The sequence below is a fragment of the Agrobacterium sp. LEGMi-208b genome (assembly GCF_059511785.1).
This window is the reverse complement of sequence record NZ_CM183445.1, coordinates 2,916,537-2,931,011: the sequence shown is the minus strand read 5'-3', so window position 1 is coordinate 2,931,011 and position 14,475 is coordinate 2,916,537. Positions and strand designations below refer to the sequence as shown.

At 61.1% G+C, this 14,475-nt stretch carries 15 protein-coding genes; 9 read left to right on the top strand and 6 right to left on the bottom strand.

What is annotated here, in order from left to right; genetic code table 11:
- Positions 1-41 precede the first annotated feature (41 nt).
- Genes AC5YUO_RS14350 through coaD form a run of 3 tightly spaced genes read right to left on the bottom strand, consistent with a single transcriptional unit; the run spans position 42 to position 1,680 of the window.
- Positions 42-551 (bottom strand): peptidylprolyl isomerase, encoded by a 510-nt coding sequence (locus AC5YUO_RS14350; RefSeq protein WP_063948869.1) that lies wholly within the window; start codon positions 549-551, stop codon positions 42-44.
- Between the two features lie 36 nt (positions 552-587).
- A complete protein-coding gene (locus AC5YUO_RS14345) occupies positions 588-1,157 on the bottom strand; it encodes a peptidylprolyl isomerase (protein ID WP_496153762.1) in 570 nt (189 codons plus the stop codon).
- Between the two features lie 28 nt (positions 1,158-1,185).
- Positions 1,186-1,680: a pantetheine-phosphate adenylyltransferase gene (coaD, locus tag AC5YUO_RS14340; RefSeq protein WP_496153761.1), complete on the bottom strand. Its 495-nt coding sequence runs from the start codon at positions 1,678-1,680 to the stop codon at positions 1,186-1,188.
- Between the two features lie 436 nt (positions 1,681-2,116).
- On the opposite strand from coaD, the gene AC5YUO_RS14335 reads away from it, so the two are divergent.
- The 8 genes from AC5YUO_RS14335 to AC5YUO_RS14300 all read left to right on the top strand — a co-directional run bounded on the left by AC5YUO_RS14335 (position 2,117) and on the right by AC5YUO_RS14300 (position 9,938).
- Entirely contained in the window at positions 2,117-2,296 is a 180-nt protein-coding gene (locus tag AC5YUO_RS14335; protein WP_400817706.1) for a hypothetical protein, read from the top strand.
- A gap of 41 nt (positions 2,297-2,337) precedes the next feature.
- On the top strand, positions 2,338-2,472 hold the full coding sequence (locus AC5YUO_RS14330) for a hypothetical protein (RefSeq protein ID WP_256387174.1): 135 nt from the start codon (positions 2,338-2,340) through the stop codon (positions 2,470-2,472).
- A gap of 407 nt (positions 2,473-2,879) precedes the next feature.
- The gene (locus AC5YUO_RS14325; RefSeq protein WP_496153760.1) at positions 2,880-4,772 is read left to right on the top strand and encodes a peptidyl-prolyl cis-trans isomerase; all 1,893 of its coding nucleotides are present in this window, start codon (positions 2,880-2,882) and stop codon (positions 4,770-4,772) included.
- A 16-nt stretch (positions 4,773-4,788) separates the two neighbouring features.
- Positions 4,789-5,808 (top strand): anthranilate phosphoribosyltransferase, encoded by a 1,020-nt coding sequence (gene trpD / locus AC5YUO_RS14320; protein ID WP_496153759.1) that lies wholly within the window; start codon positions 4,789-4,791, stop codon positions 5,806-5,808.
- Positions 5,809-5,818: 10 nt separating this feature from the next.
- The gene (gene trpC, locus AC5YUO_RS14315; protein ID WP_496153758.1) at positions 5,819-6,634 is read left to right on the top strand and encodes an indole-3-glycerol phosphate synthase TrpC; all 816 of its coding nucleotides are present in this window, start codon (positions 5,819-5,821) and stop codon (positions 6,632-6,634) included.
- A gap of 7 nt (positions 6,635-6,641) precedes the next feature.
- Positions 6,642-7,148 (top strand): cyclic pyranopterin monophosphate synthase MoaC, encoded by a 507-nt coding sequence (gene moaC / locus AC5YUO_RS14310; RefSeq protein WP_496153757.1) that lies wholly within the window; start codon positions 6,642-6,644, stop codon positions 7,146-7,148.
- Positions 7,149-8,366: a molybdopterin molybdotransferase MoeA gene (locus AC5YUO_RS14305; RefSeq protein WP_496153756.1), complete on the top strand. Its 1,218-nt coding sequence runs from the start codon at positions 7,149-7,151 to the stop codon at positions 8,364-8,366.
- Between the two features lie 501 nt (positions 8,367-8,867).
- Positions 8,868-9,938 (top strand): GGDEF domain-containing protein, encoded by a 1,071-nt coding sequence (locus AC5YUO_RS14300; RefSeq protein ID WP_400817712.1) that lies wholly within the window; start codon positions 8,868-8,870, stop codon positions 9,936-9,938.
- 97 nt (positions 9,939-10,035) lie between these two features.
- Here the strand turns inward: AC5YUO_RS14300 and AC5YUO_RS14295 are convergent, their stop codons facing one another.
- The 3 genes from AC5YUO_RS14295 to AC5YUO_RS14285 form a co-directional block, all read right to left on the bottom strand.
- Positions 10,036-10,644 (bottom strand): pyridoxamine 5'-phosphate oxidase family protein, encoded by a 609-nt coding sequence (locus AC5YUO_RS14295; protein ID WP_496153755.1) that lies wholly within the window; start codon positions 10,642-10,644, stop codon positions 10,036-10,038.
- A 54-nt stretch (positions 10,645-10,698) separates the two neighbouring features.
- Positions 10,699-12,510 carry a monovalent cation:proton antiporter-2 (CPA2) family protein gene (locus AC5YUO_RS14290; protein WP_080816894.1) on the bottom strand — a complete coding sequence of 604 codons (1,812 nt, stop codon included), beginning with the start codon at positions 12,508-12,510 and terminating at the stop codon, positions 10,699-10,701.
- 278 nt (positions 12,511-12,788) lie between these two features.
- Positions 12,789-13,157, bottom strand: a complete 369-nt coding sequence (locus tag AC5YUO_RS14285; RefSeq protein ID WP_496153754.1) for a gamma-butyrobetaine hydroxylase family protein — start codon at positions 13,155-13,157, stop codon at positions 12,789-12,791.
- 132 nt (positions 13,158-13,289) lie between these two features.
- Here AC5YUO_RS14285 and moaA point away from each other — a divergent pair, with 132 nt between their 5' ends.
- Positions 13,290-14,339: a GTP 3',8-cyclase MoaA gene (moaA, locus tag AC5YUO_RS14280; protein WP_496153753.1), complete on the top strand. Its 1,050-nt coding sequence runs from the start codon at positions 13,290-13,292 to the stop codon at positions 14,337-14,339.
- The last annotated feature ends 136 nt before the right edge of the window (positions 14,340-14,475 follow it).

The following is a 14,475-nucleotide window of genomic DNA, read 5'->3' as shown; positions in this document are numbered from 1 at the left end:
CGCATAGGCTGCGAGACGGGTCGAACTGCAATTTCCGACAATCAAGCCGCCGAAGCAAGCTTCATCGAAACGATCGAATCGGGATCCTTCACCGGCTCGCCGCGCTTGACCTTGTCGATGGCTTCCATGCCTTCGATGACCTGGCCCCAGACGGTGTACTGCTTGTTCAGCCACGGGGAATCCGTGAAGCAGATGAAGAACTGCGAATTGGCGGAGTTCGGGTTCTGCGAACGGGCCATGGAGCAGGTGCCGCGCACATGCGGAATGGCGGAGAATTCTGCCTTCAGGTCTTCCTTCTCGGAGCCGCCCATGCCGGCGCGGGCCGGGTTGAAGCTTTCCGAACCCTTCTTGCCGAACTTCACGTCGCCGGTCTGGGCCATGAAGTCTTCGATGACGCGGTGGAAAACGACACCGTCATAAGCGCCTTCCGATACCAGTTCCTTGATGCGGGCGACGTGACCCGGAGCAACTTCCGGAAGCAGCTGGATCACGACCTTGCCGGTCGTCGTTTCCATGATGATGGTGTTTTCCGGATCCTTGATCTCGGCCATGACTATTCTCCTCTGTTCGGGCTCTATTGCCCTACCTTACTTCTTGCCGACGGTGACCTTGATCATCCGGTCGGGGTTGGAAACTTCGCCGTTGCTGCCCTGCCCGCGCTTGATCTTGTCGACGGCTTCCATGCCGGACACGACCTTGCCGACCACGGTGTACTGGCCGTTCAGGAACGGACCGTCGGCAAACATGATGAAGAACTGCGAATTGGCGGAATTCGGATCCTGCGAACGGGCCATGCCGACCACGCCGCGCGTGAACGGAACCTTGGAGAATTCGGCCGGAATATCGGCCATGTCGGAACCGCCGGTGCCCGCGCGCTGGGCGCTGAAGCCCTTCTCCATGTTGCCGTACTGCACGTCGCCGGTCTGCGCCATGAAACCGTCGATGACGCGGTGGAAGGCGACATTGTCATAGGCACCCTTCTTGGCCAGCGCCTCGATCTGCGCCACGTGCTTGGGCGCGACATCGGGCGCGAGCTCGATGACAACGGGGCCGTCCTTCAGCTGGATGGTCAGCAGTTCGGCGGCCGAAGCAATGGTGCTGGCGGCAAGCGCGCCGGCAAACAGAACGCCGGCAAAGGCAAATCGAACGAGTTTCATCGGATTGGCTCCAAATGTGAGGCTGAAGTCAGCGCTTCAGCTTGGCGTTAAGGGCTTCAAGCACGGCTTTCGGCACGAAGGCTTCGACATTGCCGCCCATGGCGGCGATCTGCCGGACCAATGTGGCTGTAATGGGTCGCGACGAGGTGCCGGCGGGCAGGAACACGGTCTGAATATCGGGCGCCATCTGGCGGTTCATGCCGGCCATCTGCATTTCATAATCGAGATCGGTGCCATCGCGCAGGCCGCGCAGCAGAAGGCGCGCGCCGTGCTCTCGGGCGGCATCGACGACCAGATTGTCGAAGGAAACCACCTCCATGCGCGCCGCCTCATCAGGCAGCTGCTCGGCAAGCGCCTGCCTGATCAGCGTCGCCCGCTCCTCGAAACTGAACATCGGCGCTTTTCCGGGATGGATGCCGACGGCGACGATGACTTTCGACGCCACGTTCAGCGCCTGGAGAAGCACATCCAGATGTCCGTTGGTCATCGGATCGAAGGATCCTGGATAAAAGGCAATCGTCATATCGCTCTCAGGTGGTGGGCGCGTCTCGACGCTTCAGCATATGTGCCGCCTTTTGTCATGGAGAGGCACGCGGCGCAAGACTTTATAACCACCCCTCACAAGCCCGGCTGCGGCGTGAACCCGCGATGAATGGGCCGTTCAGTGCGGTTTCACAGCTATTTTGTTTAAATGCACAACATCGGGAAACCGAAACGCCCCTCACTCGTTAAGCATCCGGAGAATTGAAAATGCTGGCCTTCATGATCGTCCTTTCGATCATCGCATCATTCGCAGCCGAGTATATTTTTCTCGAATGACGACCTCAGCCAGTTTCCTGAACGCCAGATGAACGAGCCATTCAAGGAAGTTTCACCGGCGCGATGCTAATCGATTTTTACGGTTAACGCGGAACATGTCGAGACATGGCGCGTTAAGAAAGAACCAAAGGAACGGACAGATGTTTGTAAGAGAAAAACAGTCTACTTCGGCGAAAATCAGCGTCATCAGCACCGCCTGGACAGTACTGGTTATCGCAATGGTAGCAACGACGTTTAGCCTTTATGAGCAGAAGTCTGAAACGCAGGGACCGGACTATCCGCAGCTTACCGCCCGCTACCAGTATATGAATTATTACTGAGTAACGGGGAGAATTTCCTCAACACTCCCGGAGACGATATCATGTTCACATTTCTGACGATGCTTCTGGCCCTGATCAGCGTAATGTTCGTGACGTCAATGATCTCCGTCGTCGCCGAGATGCGACGGGAAGACGAGGAATTCAAGGCGATGATCCGGCGCGACCGCGCGTTCTGAGCGCGGCAGACCGGCTTCAGGCCGTTACAAGAATGATTCTTTTCAGCCGCCTGGACTGTCCGGGCGGTTTTGTTTTGCCAATTCCTCAGCGATACCCACCCCTCATTCCTGTGCTTGTCACAGGAATCCAGCCGACGCGCGTCTGCACGGCGGAGAGAGTGCTTTCAGCCCAAGGACTTGGGCTGGCTGGTTTCCTGTGACAAGCACAGGAATGAGGGCGTAGAGGCAGCCGATATACATCCAGCACCTCCATTTCGACGCCTCCAATCACACAACCGTTTTCAAAACCCCGTTTTTCCAAGGCAAATTCCCTTCAATTTCCGTTTGGATTGATTTAAGGAACGCCGATACGTTGCGGGCCGGACAGCCGGCGACCGCGATGACGTTCCTGTGAGGTTTGCATAACGATGCTCGATTCCCTGAGAAATGCTTCTCGAACCATGGCAGCCAAGCTGCTGCTTCTCCTGCTTGTTGTTTCGTTCGGCGTCTGGGGCGTCTCCGCATCGCTTGTCACCGCCAATTCCCATGCCGTCATGACGGTGGGCGACCAGACGGTCAGCCCGGAGGAATTCCGCCTCGCCTATCAGCGCCAGATTTCCGATCTCAGCCGCCAGTTCGGCACAAGGCTGACGACCGAACAGGCCAAGGCCTTCGGCATCGACCGTCAGGTCTTCAGCCAGCTTGCGGCAGGTGCAGCACTCGATGAGCTGGCCTCGAAAATGAATCTCGGCCTTTCCGAAGACCGCCTTGCCAACCTGATCGCCGAGGACCCGGCCTTCAAGTCGGTCAATGGCCAGTTCGACCGCAATCTTTTCAGCGAGCGCCTGCGCAATTCCGGCTTCCGCGAAGACGATTACATCAAGGAACGCAGCAAGGTCGCCGTCCGAAGCCAGATCGTCGAAGCCGTTTCCGATGGTTTTGCCGCACCGCAGGTGCTGGTGGATGCGCTGAAACAATATCGCAACGAACAGCGCGCCGTCGATTACGTCATTCTTTCGAACGCCGTCATTCCGCCGGTCAAGGCCCCCGGCGACGACGTGCTTGCCCCCTGGTTCGAAACCAACAAGTCGAAATATCGCGCGCCCGAGTTCCGCAAGTTCACCTATGTGAAGCTGGAACCAACAGACATTGCCGATCAGGCCGCCGTGACCGACGCCCAGATCGCCGACTATTATAACAGCCACAAGGACAGCTTCCGCACCGCCGGCCGCCGCACGGTCGAGCAGCTGACGTTTACGGACAAGGAAATGGCCGCCGCCGCCGCCGAGCAGATCAGGCTCGGCAACACCACCTATGATCAGGTGGTGAAGGATCAGGGCAAGACGGCCGCCGACGTGACGCTCGGTGAATTCACCAGGGACACGATCCCCGACCAGTCGATTGCCGATGCCGCCTTTGCCATCCAGAAGGATGGCGGCGTCTCACCGGTGGTCGAAGGTTCCTTCGGCCCGGTCCTTCTGCGCGTCACCGGTATCAAGCCGGAAACCACCCGCACGCTGGATGAGGCAAAGGAAGATATCCGCAAGGACCTCGCCACCGCCGCCGCCGCGGAAGAAATCACCAATGTGCATGACCGCTACGAGGATCTGCGCGCCGGCGGCTCTTCGCTCGCCGATGCGGCACAGCAGCTGAACCTGAAACCCGTCACCATCGCCGCCATCGATGCCGCCGGCCTCGACGAAAAGGGCGATAAGGTTGAAGGCCTGCCCTCGCCGCAGCTGGCGCAGGAAGTCTTCAAGACCGAGCCCGGCACCGAAGCCCTGCCGATCAATCTCGGCCGTGAAGGTTACATCTGGTTCGATGTCGAGCAGATCATCGCTGCCCGCGACCGCACGCTTGCCGAAGTCCGTGACGATGTCGTGGCCGACTGGACGGCGGAGCAGCAGCGCAACGCGCTTGCCGCCAAGGCCGAGGAACTGAAGGCGCGCGTCGAAAAGGGCGACACGCTGGAAGCCGTGGCCGGCGAACTGAGCCTCGCCGTCGAACAGAAATCCGGCCTGCGCCGCACCAGCGAAGACGCTATTTTCGGCCAGCAGACGATCGCGGCGGTCTTCTCCGGCGCGGAGGGCAAGGTGGGCACGGCGGCTGATGCTGACGGTTCCAGCCGCATCCTCTTCAAGGTCACCTCGGTCGACACAAATGCGCCTGCCGATGCGCTCGCCAACGACGACCAGCAATTCGCCGCCATTGCCCGCGCGGCCGGCGACGACATGCTGGACCAGATGGTCAACCGCCTGCAGAATGACTATGGTGTCACCATCAACCAGGCCCTCGCCGATCAGGCGATGGTCGGCTTCTAACCCGGGGGGCGACAAGATGGCCGAACTGAAGCCGCTGATCGCCAAGGTCGCAAATGGAGAAAGCCTGAACCGCGAGGAATCGCGGGCGGCTTTCGACATTCTGATGTCCGGCGAAGCCACGCCGTCGCAGATCGGCGGTTTCCTGATGGCGCTGCGCGTGCGCGGCGAGACGGTGGACGAAATCGTCGGCGCCGTCTCCTCCATGCGGTCCCGCATGCTGCCGGTTTCGGCTCCCGCCAATGCCATCGATATCGTCGGCACCGGCGGTGATGGCATCGGCACCTATAATATCTCGACGCTCGCCTCGATCATCGTCGCCGGCACGGGCCTGCCGGTCGCCAAGCACGGCAACCGGGCGCTGAGCTCCAAATCCGGCACGGCGGATGCGCTCTCCGCGCTCGGCGTGAAGCTCGATATCGGTCCTGATCTCATCGCCCGCTGTATCGCAGAGGCGGGCCTCGGTTTCATGTTTGCGCAGCTTCACCATTCGGCCATGCGCCATGTCGGCCCCAGCCGCGTCGAACTCGGCACGCGCACCATCTTCAACCTGCTCGGCCCCCTCTCCAACCCGGCCGGCGCCAAGCGACAACTGCTCGGCGTCTTTTCGCCGCGCTGGCTGGTGCCGCTTGCGGAAGTGTTGCGCGATCTGGGCTCGGAAAGCATCTGGGTCGTGCATGGCGACGGCATGGACGAGGTGACGACTACGGGCGTCACCCATGTGGCGGCGCTGGAAGGCGGCAAGATCCGCACCTTCGACCTGACGCCGAAGGATTTCGGCGTCGAGCCCGCTTCCATGGACGATCTGAAGGGCGGAGACGGCATTGCCAATGCGGCAGCACTGCGCGAGGTCCTGTCCGGCAAGCGCAATGCCTATCGTGACGTGTCGCTGTGCAACGCGGCTGCAGCGCTGGTCATTGCCGGCAAGGCGGAAACGCTGGCCCAGGCGATGGCGATCGTCAGCGAGGCGCTGGACAGCGGCAAGGCCGCAGCCGCACTCGACCGTCTGGTCGCCGTGTCCAACGAGGATCAGGAATGAGAGCGAGATCATGAGCGACATTCTGAAAAAGATCGAGATTTACAAGCGCGAGGAAATCGCCGCCGCCAAGGCGAAGGTTTCGCTGGCCGATCTGAAGGCCATGGCTGCCGACCAGAGCGCGCCGCGCGGTTTCTACCGGGCGCTTCGGGCAAAGCAGGCCGAGGGCAAGTTCGGCCTGATCGCCGAAATCAAGAAGGCCAGCCCCTCCAAGGGCCTGATCCGTCCCGATTTCGATCCGCCGGCGCTGGCCGCCGCCTATGAAGCCGGTGGCGCCGCCTGTCTTTCGGTGCTGACGGATAGCCCGAGCTTTCAGGGCGCACCGGAATTTCTGACCGCCGCCCGCAATGCCTGCACGCTTCCGGCGCTGCGCAAGGATTTCATGTTCGAGACCTATCAGGTGCATGAAGCCCGCGCCTGGGGCGCGGACTGCATTCTCCTCATCATGGCGTCGCTTTCCGACGACGAGGCGAAACGCCTCGAAGACGAGGCTTTCGCGCTCGGCATGGATGTGCTGGTGGAAGTGCATGATGCGGAAGAGACCGAACGGGCGCTGAAGCTCGCCTCGCCGCTTCTCGGCATCAACAACCGCAACCTGCGCACCTTCGAGGTCGGCCTCGAAACCAGCGAGAAACTGGCGGGCCTCGTGCCGGCCGAAAAACTGCTGGTCGGCGAAAGCGGCATCTTCACCTTCGCGGATTGCCAGCGTCTCGAAAAAAGCGGCATCAGCACCTTCCTCGTCGGCGAGAGCTTGATGCGCAAGGACGATGTGACGGCGGCGACCAAAGCGCTGCTGACAGGCCAGTCCGGCATTATGGCCGCGGAATAAAGCTCCGATGAGCGAGGCGGGAAAGCTCACCCATATCGATGCCGGCGGCGAGGCGCATATGGTCGATGTCGGCGACAAGGCCGAGACCGTCCGTGTGGCCGTGGCTGAAGGCTTCGTGAAGATGAAGCCGGAAACGCTGGCGCTCATCCGCGAAGGCAATGCCAAGAAGGGCGATGTCATCGGCACCGCCCGTCTGGCCGGCATCATGGCCGCCAAGCAGACGGCAAACCTCATCCCGCTCTGCCACCCGCTGATGCTGACCAAGGTGGCGGTGGAGATTACCGAAGACGCCGCCCTGCCCGGCCTGCGGGTCGAGGCCATGGTGAAACTATCCGGCAAGACCGGCGTGGAGATGGAAGCGCTGACCGCCGTATCCATCACCTGCCTGACGATCTATGACATGGCGAAAGCCGCCGACAAGGCGATGGAAATCGTCAATATCCGCCTTCTTGAAAAGAGCGGCGGCAAATCCGGCGATTTCAAAGCCGGCAACATCGGGCGACAGGAGACTTGAATGAAACCGCTGCTGCCCGTGGATGAAGCCATAAGGCGCCTTCTGGAAGCGGCGGTTCCTGTGACCGAAAGCGAGACCCTGCCGCTTGCGGAATGTGATGGCCGGGTTCTTTCGGCCGATCTCATCGCACGCCTCACCCAGCCCCCCTTCGATGCCTCGGCCATGGACGGTTATGCGCTGCGCAGCGCCGATGCGACGGAAATCGGTTCGGTCCTCACCGTCATCGGCCAGGCGGCCGCCGGCCATGCCTTTTCCGGCACGGTGGGTGAAGGACAGGCCGTGCGCATCTTCACCGGCGCGCCCGTGCCGCAGGGCGCGGATACGATTCTCATCCAGGAAGATGCCGAAGTGCTGGAGGGCGGAAAAATCCGCACCGCCTTCGACGTCACCGCCGGGCGACATATCCGCCCGCGCGGACAGGATTTTACCGAAGGAGAAACGGCTCTCAAGGCCGGGCGGGAACTCGGTTTCACCGACCTGACGCTGGCGGCGGCGATGAACCATGCCGCGCTCACCGTCTATCGCAGGCCGCGCATCGCCATTCTCGCCACCGGCGATGAGTTGCTGCCGCCGGGAAGCGCACCGCAGCCGGCCCAGATCATCGCCTCCAACACCTTCGGCGTCGCAGCCCTCGCCCGGCAGGCGGGTGCCGATGTTCTCGATCTCGGCATCATCGCCGATGACGACAGGCTGATCCGCGCCGCCATCGGCAAGGCGGTGACGGCGAAGGTCGATGTGCTGGTGACGCTCGGCGGCGCCTCCGTCGGCGACCACGACCTCGTGCAGGCCGCGTTGAAGGCGGAGGGCATGCAGCTCGATTTCTGGCGCATCGCCATGCGTCCGGGAAAACCGTTGATGGTCGGCGCCATCGGTGCCATGCAGGTTCTGGGCCTGCCCGGAAACCCGGTTGCCAGCCTCGTCTGCGGCCTGCTGTTCCTCGAACCGCTGATCCGCAGCATCGCCCGCCGCGCGCCCCTGCAACGCACGGCCACAGCCCGCACGGCCACGCCTTTGAAAGCAAATGATCACCGGCAGGATTATCTGCGCGCCCGTTTCAGCACGGACGAAAACGGCCTGCTGGTGGCGGAAGCCCATGCCAAGCAGGATTCATCGATGATGAAGATATTGGCCCATTCCGATGGCCTGATCGTGCGCCCGCCAAATGCGCCGGCAGCGGCGGCCGGAACGGAATGCCCGGTCATCAGGCTGAAATCCTGATACGCAGGCGATACGGCCGCAGCTGTGGCAGCATAACCGGTCTCTTTCCAAACCTTACCGAATGGTTGCCGCGCCGTCGCAAACGGCACGGCCGCATCCCGTCTCGCATGGGAACCGCAGATAAGACTGTAACATTTCCGTATTCTGACACGAATGACAAAAAAAGCCGCCTATAGGCGGGATCTGCACAAACTCAAAAACCGTCACCTCCTCCGGCCCGGGGAATATTTCTCCATAATGTTGTGCCAAAATAAATCACACGAATCCCTTTATTGGGATTGACAGAATAAATGCGATGCTGTCACCAAGGCAAACAGTAGAGGGAAAACGTTCCGGAATTCTTCAAAATGAAAATTACTTATATTTATCAATTAAATAAAATAAAAAGCAGCGAAAATGAAGTTTCCGGCAACAAAAATTAGTTTCCCATAAATTAAGCTTTCCAAAACGAGCTTCATAATAATAATCATAGTCGATAAGCAGACTCACTGGAGTTTCTTGATGAACACGGCATCCACGCCCAAAACCACGGGGCCCGACATTGCCGGGCAGATTGCCTATGCCATGCGGAGCATGGGTGTTTCGCCGATCCCGCGTAACTACAGCCTGTTTTACGAAGCCTATATCGGTTCGAACCCAGCCCTGACCAAGGATCTGGCCGCGCTCGGAAGCCGGGTCACGCAGGAGGATCTGGACGAACTCTCCTCGCGTTACGGGGAAGGCAATCCCGCCCGGTCGATCGACGACGCGCATGAGAAGCTGCGGCGCGAACTGGAGGGCCTTCTGGGCACGCTGAGGCGCGAACAATCCTCCATCGAGAACTACAACAGGATTCTCGGCGAGACCCGCCAGCGCATCGATGACAAGAATGCCGCCAGCAGCAATATTCTGAGAAATGCGATTTCGCTGCTGGCCGAGGCCACCGGTTCGAAAATCATCGACGGCGAAAAGACCTTCAACGATGTCAACCGCCATGCCGAGGAAATGCATCAGGTGCGCCTGGAGCTGGATGAGTACAAGCGCATCGCCAATACCGACTCACTGACGCGGCTGTCCAACCGGCGTGCCTTCGACGACCGGCTGGCATCCGTTTATGACAGCTCCATCGGCCTGCAATATACCGCGCTCGTCCTGCTCGATATCGATCACTTCAAGCGGATCAACGACACGTTCGGCCATCCGGTCGGCGACAAGATTCTCGCCACCGTCGCCTCGGTCATCCGCGCCAATGTCCGCAAGGATGGTTTTGTCGCCAGAAGCGGCGGCGAGGAATTCGCCATCATTCTGGATGGCAATACGCCGGAAGAGGTGATGGTGATGTGCGAGCGCATCCGCCTGTCGCTGGAAAGCACGCCCTTCCGCAATTCGAGATCGGGCGCCGACTACGGCACGGTGACGATCTCCATCGGCTTCGCCTCCGCCGCCCAGGCCACCAACCCGAGCGAGCTTTACGGTCATGCCGATACCGCGCTCTACCATGCCAAGGAAACCGGCCGGAACCGCACCGTCTATTACGAGGACGGCATGCAGAAGAACTATACCGGCAAGAACTGGTTGATTTATCGGACGTGAAGCAAATTGCGCCAATTTGGGCGCATTAAAAACACGGCGCGCTCCCCACCCTCATTCCTGTGCTTGTCACAGGAATGAGGAGACGGAAGGGGAAGCCTCACCACATGGTCTTCGCCGCCCGCGCCGCCCATTCGCGGTCGTAGGTCTCCTGATCGAACTCCGCCTTCGCCGCCTTGAGCAGAAGGCCGGGTGTCGGAAGCGACGCAGGGTCGACGAAATTATCGGGGTTCCACAGTTCCGAGCGCATCAGCGCCCGGGCGCACTGGAAATAGACTTCGTCGATAGTCACCACGGTGACCGTGCGCGGATGTCTGCCATCCATCTCGAAGCTTTGCAGCAGACCGGGATCGACGGAGACCACGGCGCGGCCATTGATGCGCATCGTCGTATTCGAGCCGGGTATCAGGAACATCAGCGCCACGCGCGGATCGCGCACGATGTTCAGAAGCGAATCCACGCGGTTATTGCCGCGCCAGTCCGGCAGAAGCACCGTCCTGTCATCCGCCACCCGGACAACGCCGCCCTTGTCGCCGCGCGGCGAACAGTCCATGCCTTCCGGCCCGACCGTCGCCAGCGCCAGAAAGGGCGAAGTCTCGATCATCAGCCGGTATTCGGCCGTCAGCGTGGCCGTCACCTTGGCGATCGATGCCTCGCTCGTGCCGTCATAGATGGCCTTCAATTCCTCAACCGTGCGAATGATCGTCATGTCCGTTCCTATCCCTACGAATTCCCTCTGCCGCCGCGGAAAGACCGGGGCGTCCTACTCCTCTGCCGCTTCGGCCTTTTCCCGCTCTGCCCGCTCGCGCGCGGTGCGCGCGGCAACAAGATCGGCCGGCTGGGCGTTGCCGCGGATCAGCGAACGGCCGGCATAGATGCCGCCGACGACTTCCATGGCGAAACGTTCCTCGTCGCGGTCGCGGAATTCCTCCACCAGACGGGCGGCGTCTTCCCGCTCCTCACCCATGGCGCCCAGCACTTCCTCGCTGAAATTCAGCGCCGATTCCAGCGTCTCGCGGATCTGGTAATCGACGCCCGCCTTGAGCAGATCGATGGCATGGCCACGGTCGTAAGCGCGGGCAAGAACGGGCACCAGCGGGAATTCGTGCTTGACGATCTCCGCGATCCTGACAGCCGCTTCCTTGTCGTCGACGCAGATCAGCACGGCACGCGCCGTGCTGGCACCGGCGGCATGCAGGATTTCCGCCCGCGAGCCATCGCCATAATAGACCTTGAAACCGAATTCCGCCGCATCGCGCACGAAGTCGGCATCCTTGTCGATCAGCGACAGCGTGTAGCCCCGCGCCAGAAGCGGCTGGCTGACGATCTGGCCAAAACGGCCGAAGCCGATCAGCAGAATGCTGCCCTCGACATTCTCTGGCACATCGAGATCGTCGGTATTGGGAACCGCCGCCGGCACCAGCCGGTCATGCAGGATGACCATCAGCGGCGTCAGCACCATGGAGATGATGATGGTCGCCGTCAGGATGGCGTTCGCCTCCCGGTCGAGAATGCCGGCGCTGACGGCGGCCGAATAGAGCACGAAGGCGAATTCGCCGCCCTGCGCCATCAGCACCGCCCGTTCCAGGCTTTCACGCCGGGTGGTGCCGAGCGCCCGCGCCACGCCATAGATCAGGAAGGCCTTGAGCAGCATGTAACCCGCAACGCTGATGACCACGAGCTGCCAGTTGGAGGCGATGACGGCAAGATCGATCGCCATGCCGACACCAAGGAAAAACAGGCCGAGCAGAATGCCGCGAAACGGCTCGATATCCGCTTCCAGCTGATGGCGGAAGGAGGATTCCGACAAAAGCACGCCGGCGAGAAACGCCCCCATGGCCATGGAAAGGCCGCTGACCTGCATCAGCAGCGCCGAACCCAGCACCACCAGCAGCGCTGCGGCCGTCATCACCTCCCGCGCGCCGGAAGCCGCCAGCAGGCGGAAAAACGGGTTGAGAAGATAACGCCCGGCAAGGATGAGCGCACCGACGGCGGCAAGCGCAATGCCGACGGAAGCCCAGCGCTCCGACGCCGTGACATGTTCGCCGCCCGAACCGAGGAAAGCGACAAGCGCCAGCAGCGGCACGATGGCCAGATCCTCGAACAGCAGGATGGCGATGATACGCTGGCCTTTCAGGCTCGACATGCTGTTGCGCTCCTGCAGCATCTGCATGACGATCGCCGTCGAGGTCAGCACGAAGCCGGTGCCGGCGACGAAGGACATGATGACGGGAAAACCGAGGCCGACGCCGATCAATGTCAGGCCCGCCATGCAAACCAGCACCTGAAGCGCACCCAGCCCGAAAATATCCTGCCGCATCGACCACAGCCGCGACGGCTGCATTTCAAGGCCGATGATGAACAGGAACATCACCACGCCGAGTTCCGCTATATGCAGAATGGCCTGCGAATCGGAGAAAAAACCGAGCCCGTAAGGCCCGATGACAAGACCGGCGGCCAGATAGCCGAGCACCGAGCCGAGGCCGATGCGCTTGAAGATGGGCGCGGCGACAACGCCTGCCGCCAAAAGCACGACCACCTGGGCCAGATCATTTCCGTTCGCTTCTACAGCCACACGCCACCCCGTTTAAATAGTGAGACAAGAGCTTTGCCCTCGTCTGATTATCGGCAACGCGCAAGAACATTTCCTCCGTCATGCCGGACTTGATCCGGCATCCAGCCACGGCGCGTCTGCGCCGTGAAAGGACTCTCCCGCGATCAAGGACTTGATCGCGCTGGACCCCGGATCAAGTCCGGGGTGACGAAGCGCGGATGCAACAACGTTGCCAAACGCGCCAGTTCTTCAACCCCTTTGCCGTCATTCTCACGAGGGCGCCTCCCTCGGTGTTTTCTCTACCGGTATCGCGGTTCCCTGCTCAAGCCCTTTTCGGCGAGCTGCCGCTCATAATCCGCAAACAGCGCATCCCCGGTCTCACCCAGTTCCTTCAGATATTTCCAGGTGAAGATACCGCTATCGTGGCCATCGTCGAAAACGATGCGCACCGCGTAATTGCCGGTGGCGACCATGGAACGGATGGCGACATTGCGTTTGCCGGGCACCGTGACCTTTTGTCCCGGCCCATGGCCCTGCACCTCGGCCGAGGGCGAAAGCACGCGCAGCATCTCGGCTTGAAGGCGGTAAACGCTTCCATCATCGAAGGAAACGGTCAATTCGCGCCGGTCTTTCGACACAAGCAGCTCGGTCGGCCAGGCATCACTCATTTTTCACTTCCGCAAGCTCGTCATATGCGTCAGAATTACGGACTTGCCTCACGATAGGCAAGCCACTACATCACCTGATAGAGCACACATTCGGCGTGTGTGCCCGGCGCAAGGCGCAATGAGGATGGAGACGTGAACGGTTTCCCCGGCTCGCTTGAAAAGGCGAAAACCCTGACGGAAAACAGCACACCGATGGTGGACCCTTTCGGCCGCGCCATCACCTATCTGCGGGTTTCCGTCACCGACCGCTGCGATTTCCGCTGTACCTATTGCATGTCCGAACACATGACCTTCCTGCCGAAGAAGGACCTTCTGACGCTCGAAGAACTCGACCGGCTCTGTTCCGTCTTCATAACGCGCGGCGTGCGCAAGCTGAGGCTGACCGGCGGCGAGCCGCTGGTGCGCAAGAACATCATGTCGCTGGTGCGGAACCTCGGCCGGCATGTGCGCACGGGCGCGCTCACCGAGCTGACGCTGACCACCAACGGTTCCCAGCTTGCGAAATTCGCCGCGGAACTCGCCGATTGCGGCGTGCGCCGCATCAATGTTTCGCTCGATACGCTCGACCGCGACAAATTCCGCCATATCACCCGCTGGGGCGATATCGACCGTGTCATGGAAGGTCTGGACGCCGCTCAGGCAGCGGGCATCAAGGTCAAGCTCAACGCGGTGGCGCTGAAGGACTTCAACGACGCGGAAATTCCCGATCTCATGCGTTTTGCCCACGGTCGCGGCATGGACCTGACGGTCATCGAAACCATGCCCATGGGTGAGATCGAGGAAGACCGCACCGACCGCTACCTGCCGCTTTCGAAACTGCGCGCCGATCTCGAACAGAGCTTCACGCTCATCGACAGCGATTACCAGACCGGCGGCCCCGCCCGTTACGTGACGGTGAAGGAAACCGGCGGCCGGCTGGGCTTCATCACGCCGATGACCCATAATTTCTGCGAAAGCTGCAACCGCGTCCGCCTCACCTGCACCGGCACGCTTTATATGTGCCTCGGCCAGGACGACGCCGCCGATCTGCGCACGGCGCTGCGCGCCTCCGACAGCGACGCCTATCTTTCCAGCGCCATCGATGAAGCCCTTCTGCGCAAGCCGAAGGGGCATGATTTCATCATCGACCGCACCCACAACCGCCCCGCCGTCTCCCGCCATATGAGCGTGACCGGCGGCTGAGCGACCGCTGAAACTGTTTCTCGTCCACCCACCCATATAAACGGTTGAAATGCCGGCTGTGCCGTGTCACGTCTCTTTACATGGAGGAATGCGTGGTCACGCCGGAAAGGCGGCCCAGATCGCCCCGAAAGGGCGG

Coding starts and splice junctions, on each gene's coding strand:
- coaD (WP_496153761.1), bottom strand. CDS start 1,680: ATGACGATTGCCTTTTATCCAGGATCCTTCGATCCGATGACCAACGGA.
- trpC (WP_496153758.1), top strand. CDS start 5,819: ATGAGCGACATTCTGAAAAAGATCGAGATTTACAAGCGCGAGGAAATC.
- AC5YUO_RS14345 (WP_496153762.1), bottom strand. CDS start 1,157: ATGAAACTCGTTCGATTTGCCTTTGCCGGCGTTCTGTTTGCCGGCGCG.
- AC5YUO_RS14295 (WP_496153755.1), bottom strand. CDS start 10,644: ATGACGATCATTCGCACGGTTGAGGAATTGAAGGCCATCTATGACGGC.
- AC5YUO_RS14305 (WP_496153756.1), top strand. CDS start 7,149: ATGAAACCGCTGCTGCCCGTGGATGAAGCCATAAGGCGCCTTCTGGAA.
- moaC (WP_496153757.1), top strand. CDS start 6,642: ATGAGCGAGGCGGGAAAGCTCACCCATATCGATGCCGGCGGCGAGGCG.
- AC5YUO_RS14285 (WP_496153754.1), bottom strand. CDS start 13,157: ATGAGTGATGCCTGGCCGACCGAGCTGCTTGTGTCGAAAGACCGGCGC.
- AC5YUO_RS14325 (WP_496153760.1), top strand. CDS start 2,880: ATGCTCGATTCCCTGAGAAATGCTTCTCGAACCATGGCAGCCAAGCTG.
- AC5YUO_RS14300 (WP_400817712.1), top strand. CDS start 8,868: ATGAACACGGCATCCACGCCCAAAACCACGGGGCCCGACATTGCCGGG.
- AC5YUO_RS14350 (WP_063948869.1), bottom strand. CDS start 551: ATGGCCGAGATCAAGGATCCGGAAAACACCATCATCATGGAAACGACG.
- AC5YUO_RS14335 (WP_400817706.1), top strand. CDS start 2,117: ATGTTTGTAAGAGAAAAACAGTCTACTTCGGCGAAAATCAGCGTCATC.
- trpD (WP_496153759.1), top strand. CDS start 4,789: ATGGCCGAACTGAAGCCGCTGATCGCCAAGGTCGCAAATGGAGAAAGC.
- AC5YUO_RS14330 (WP_256387174.1), top strand. CDS start 2,338: ATGTTCACATTTCTGACGATGCTTCTGGCCCTGATCAGCGTAATGTTC.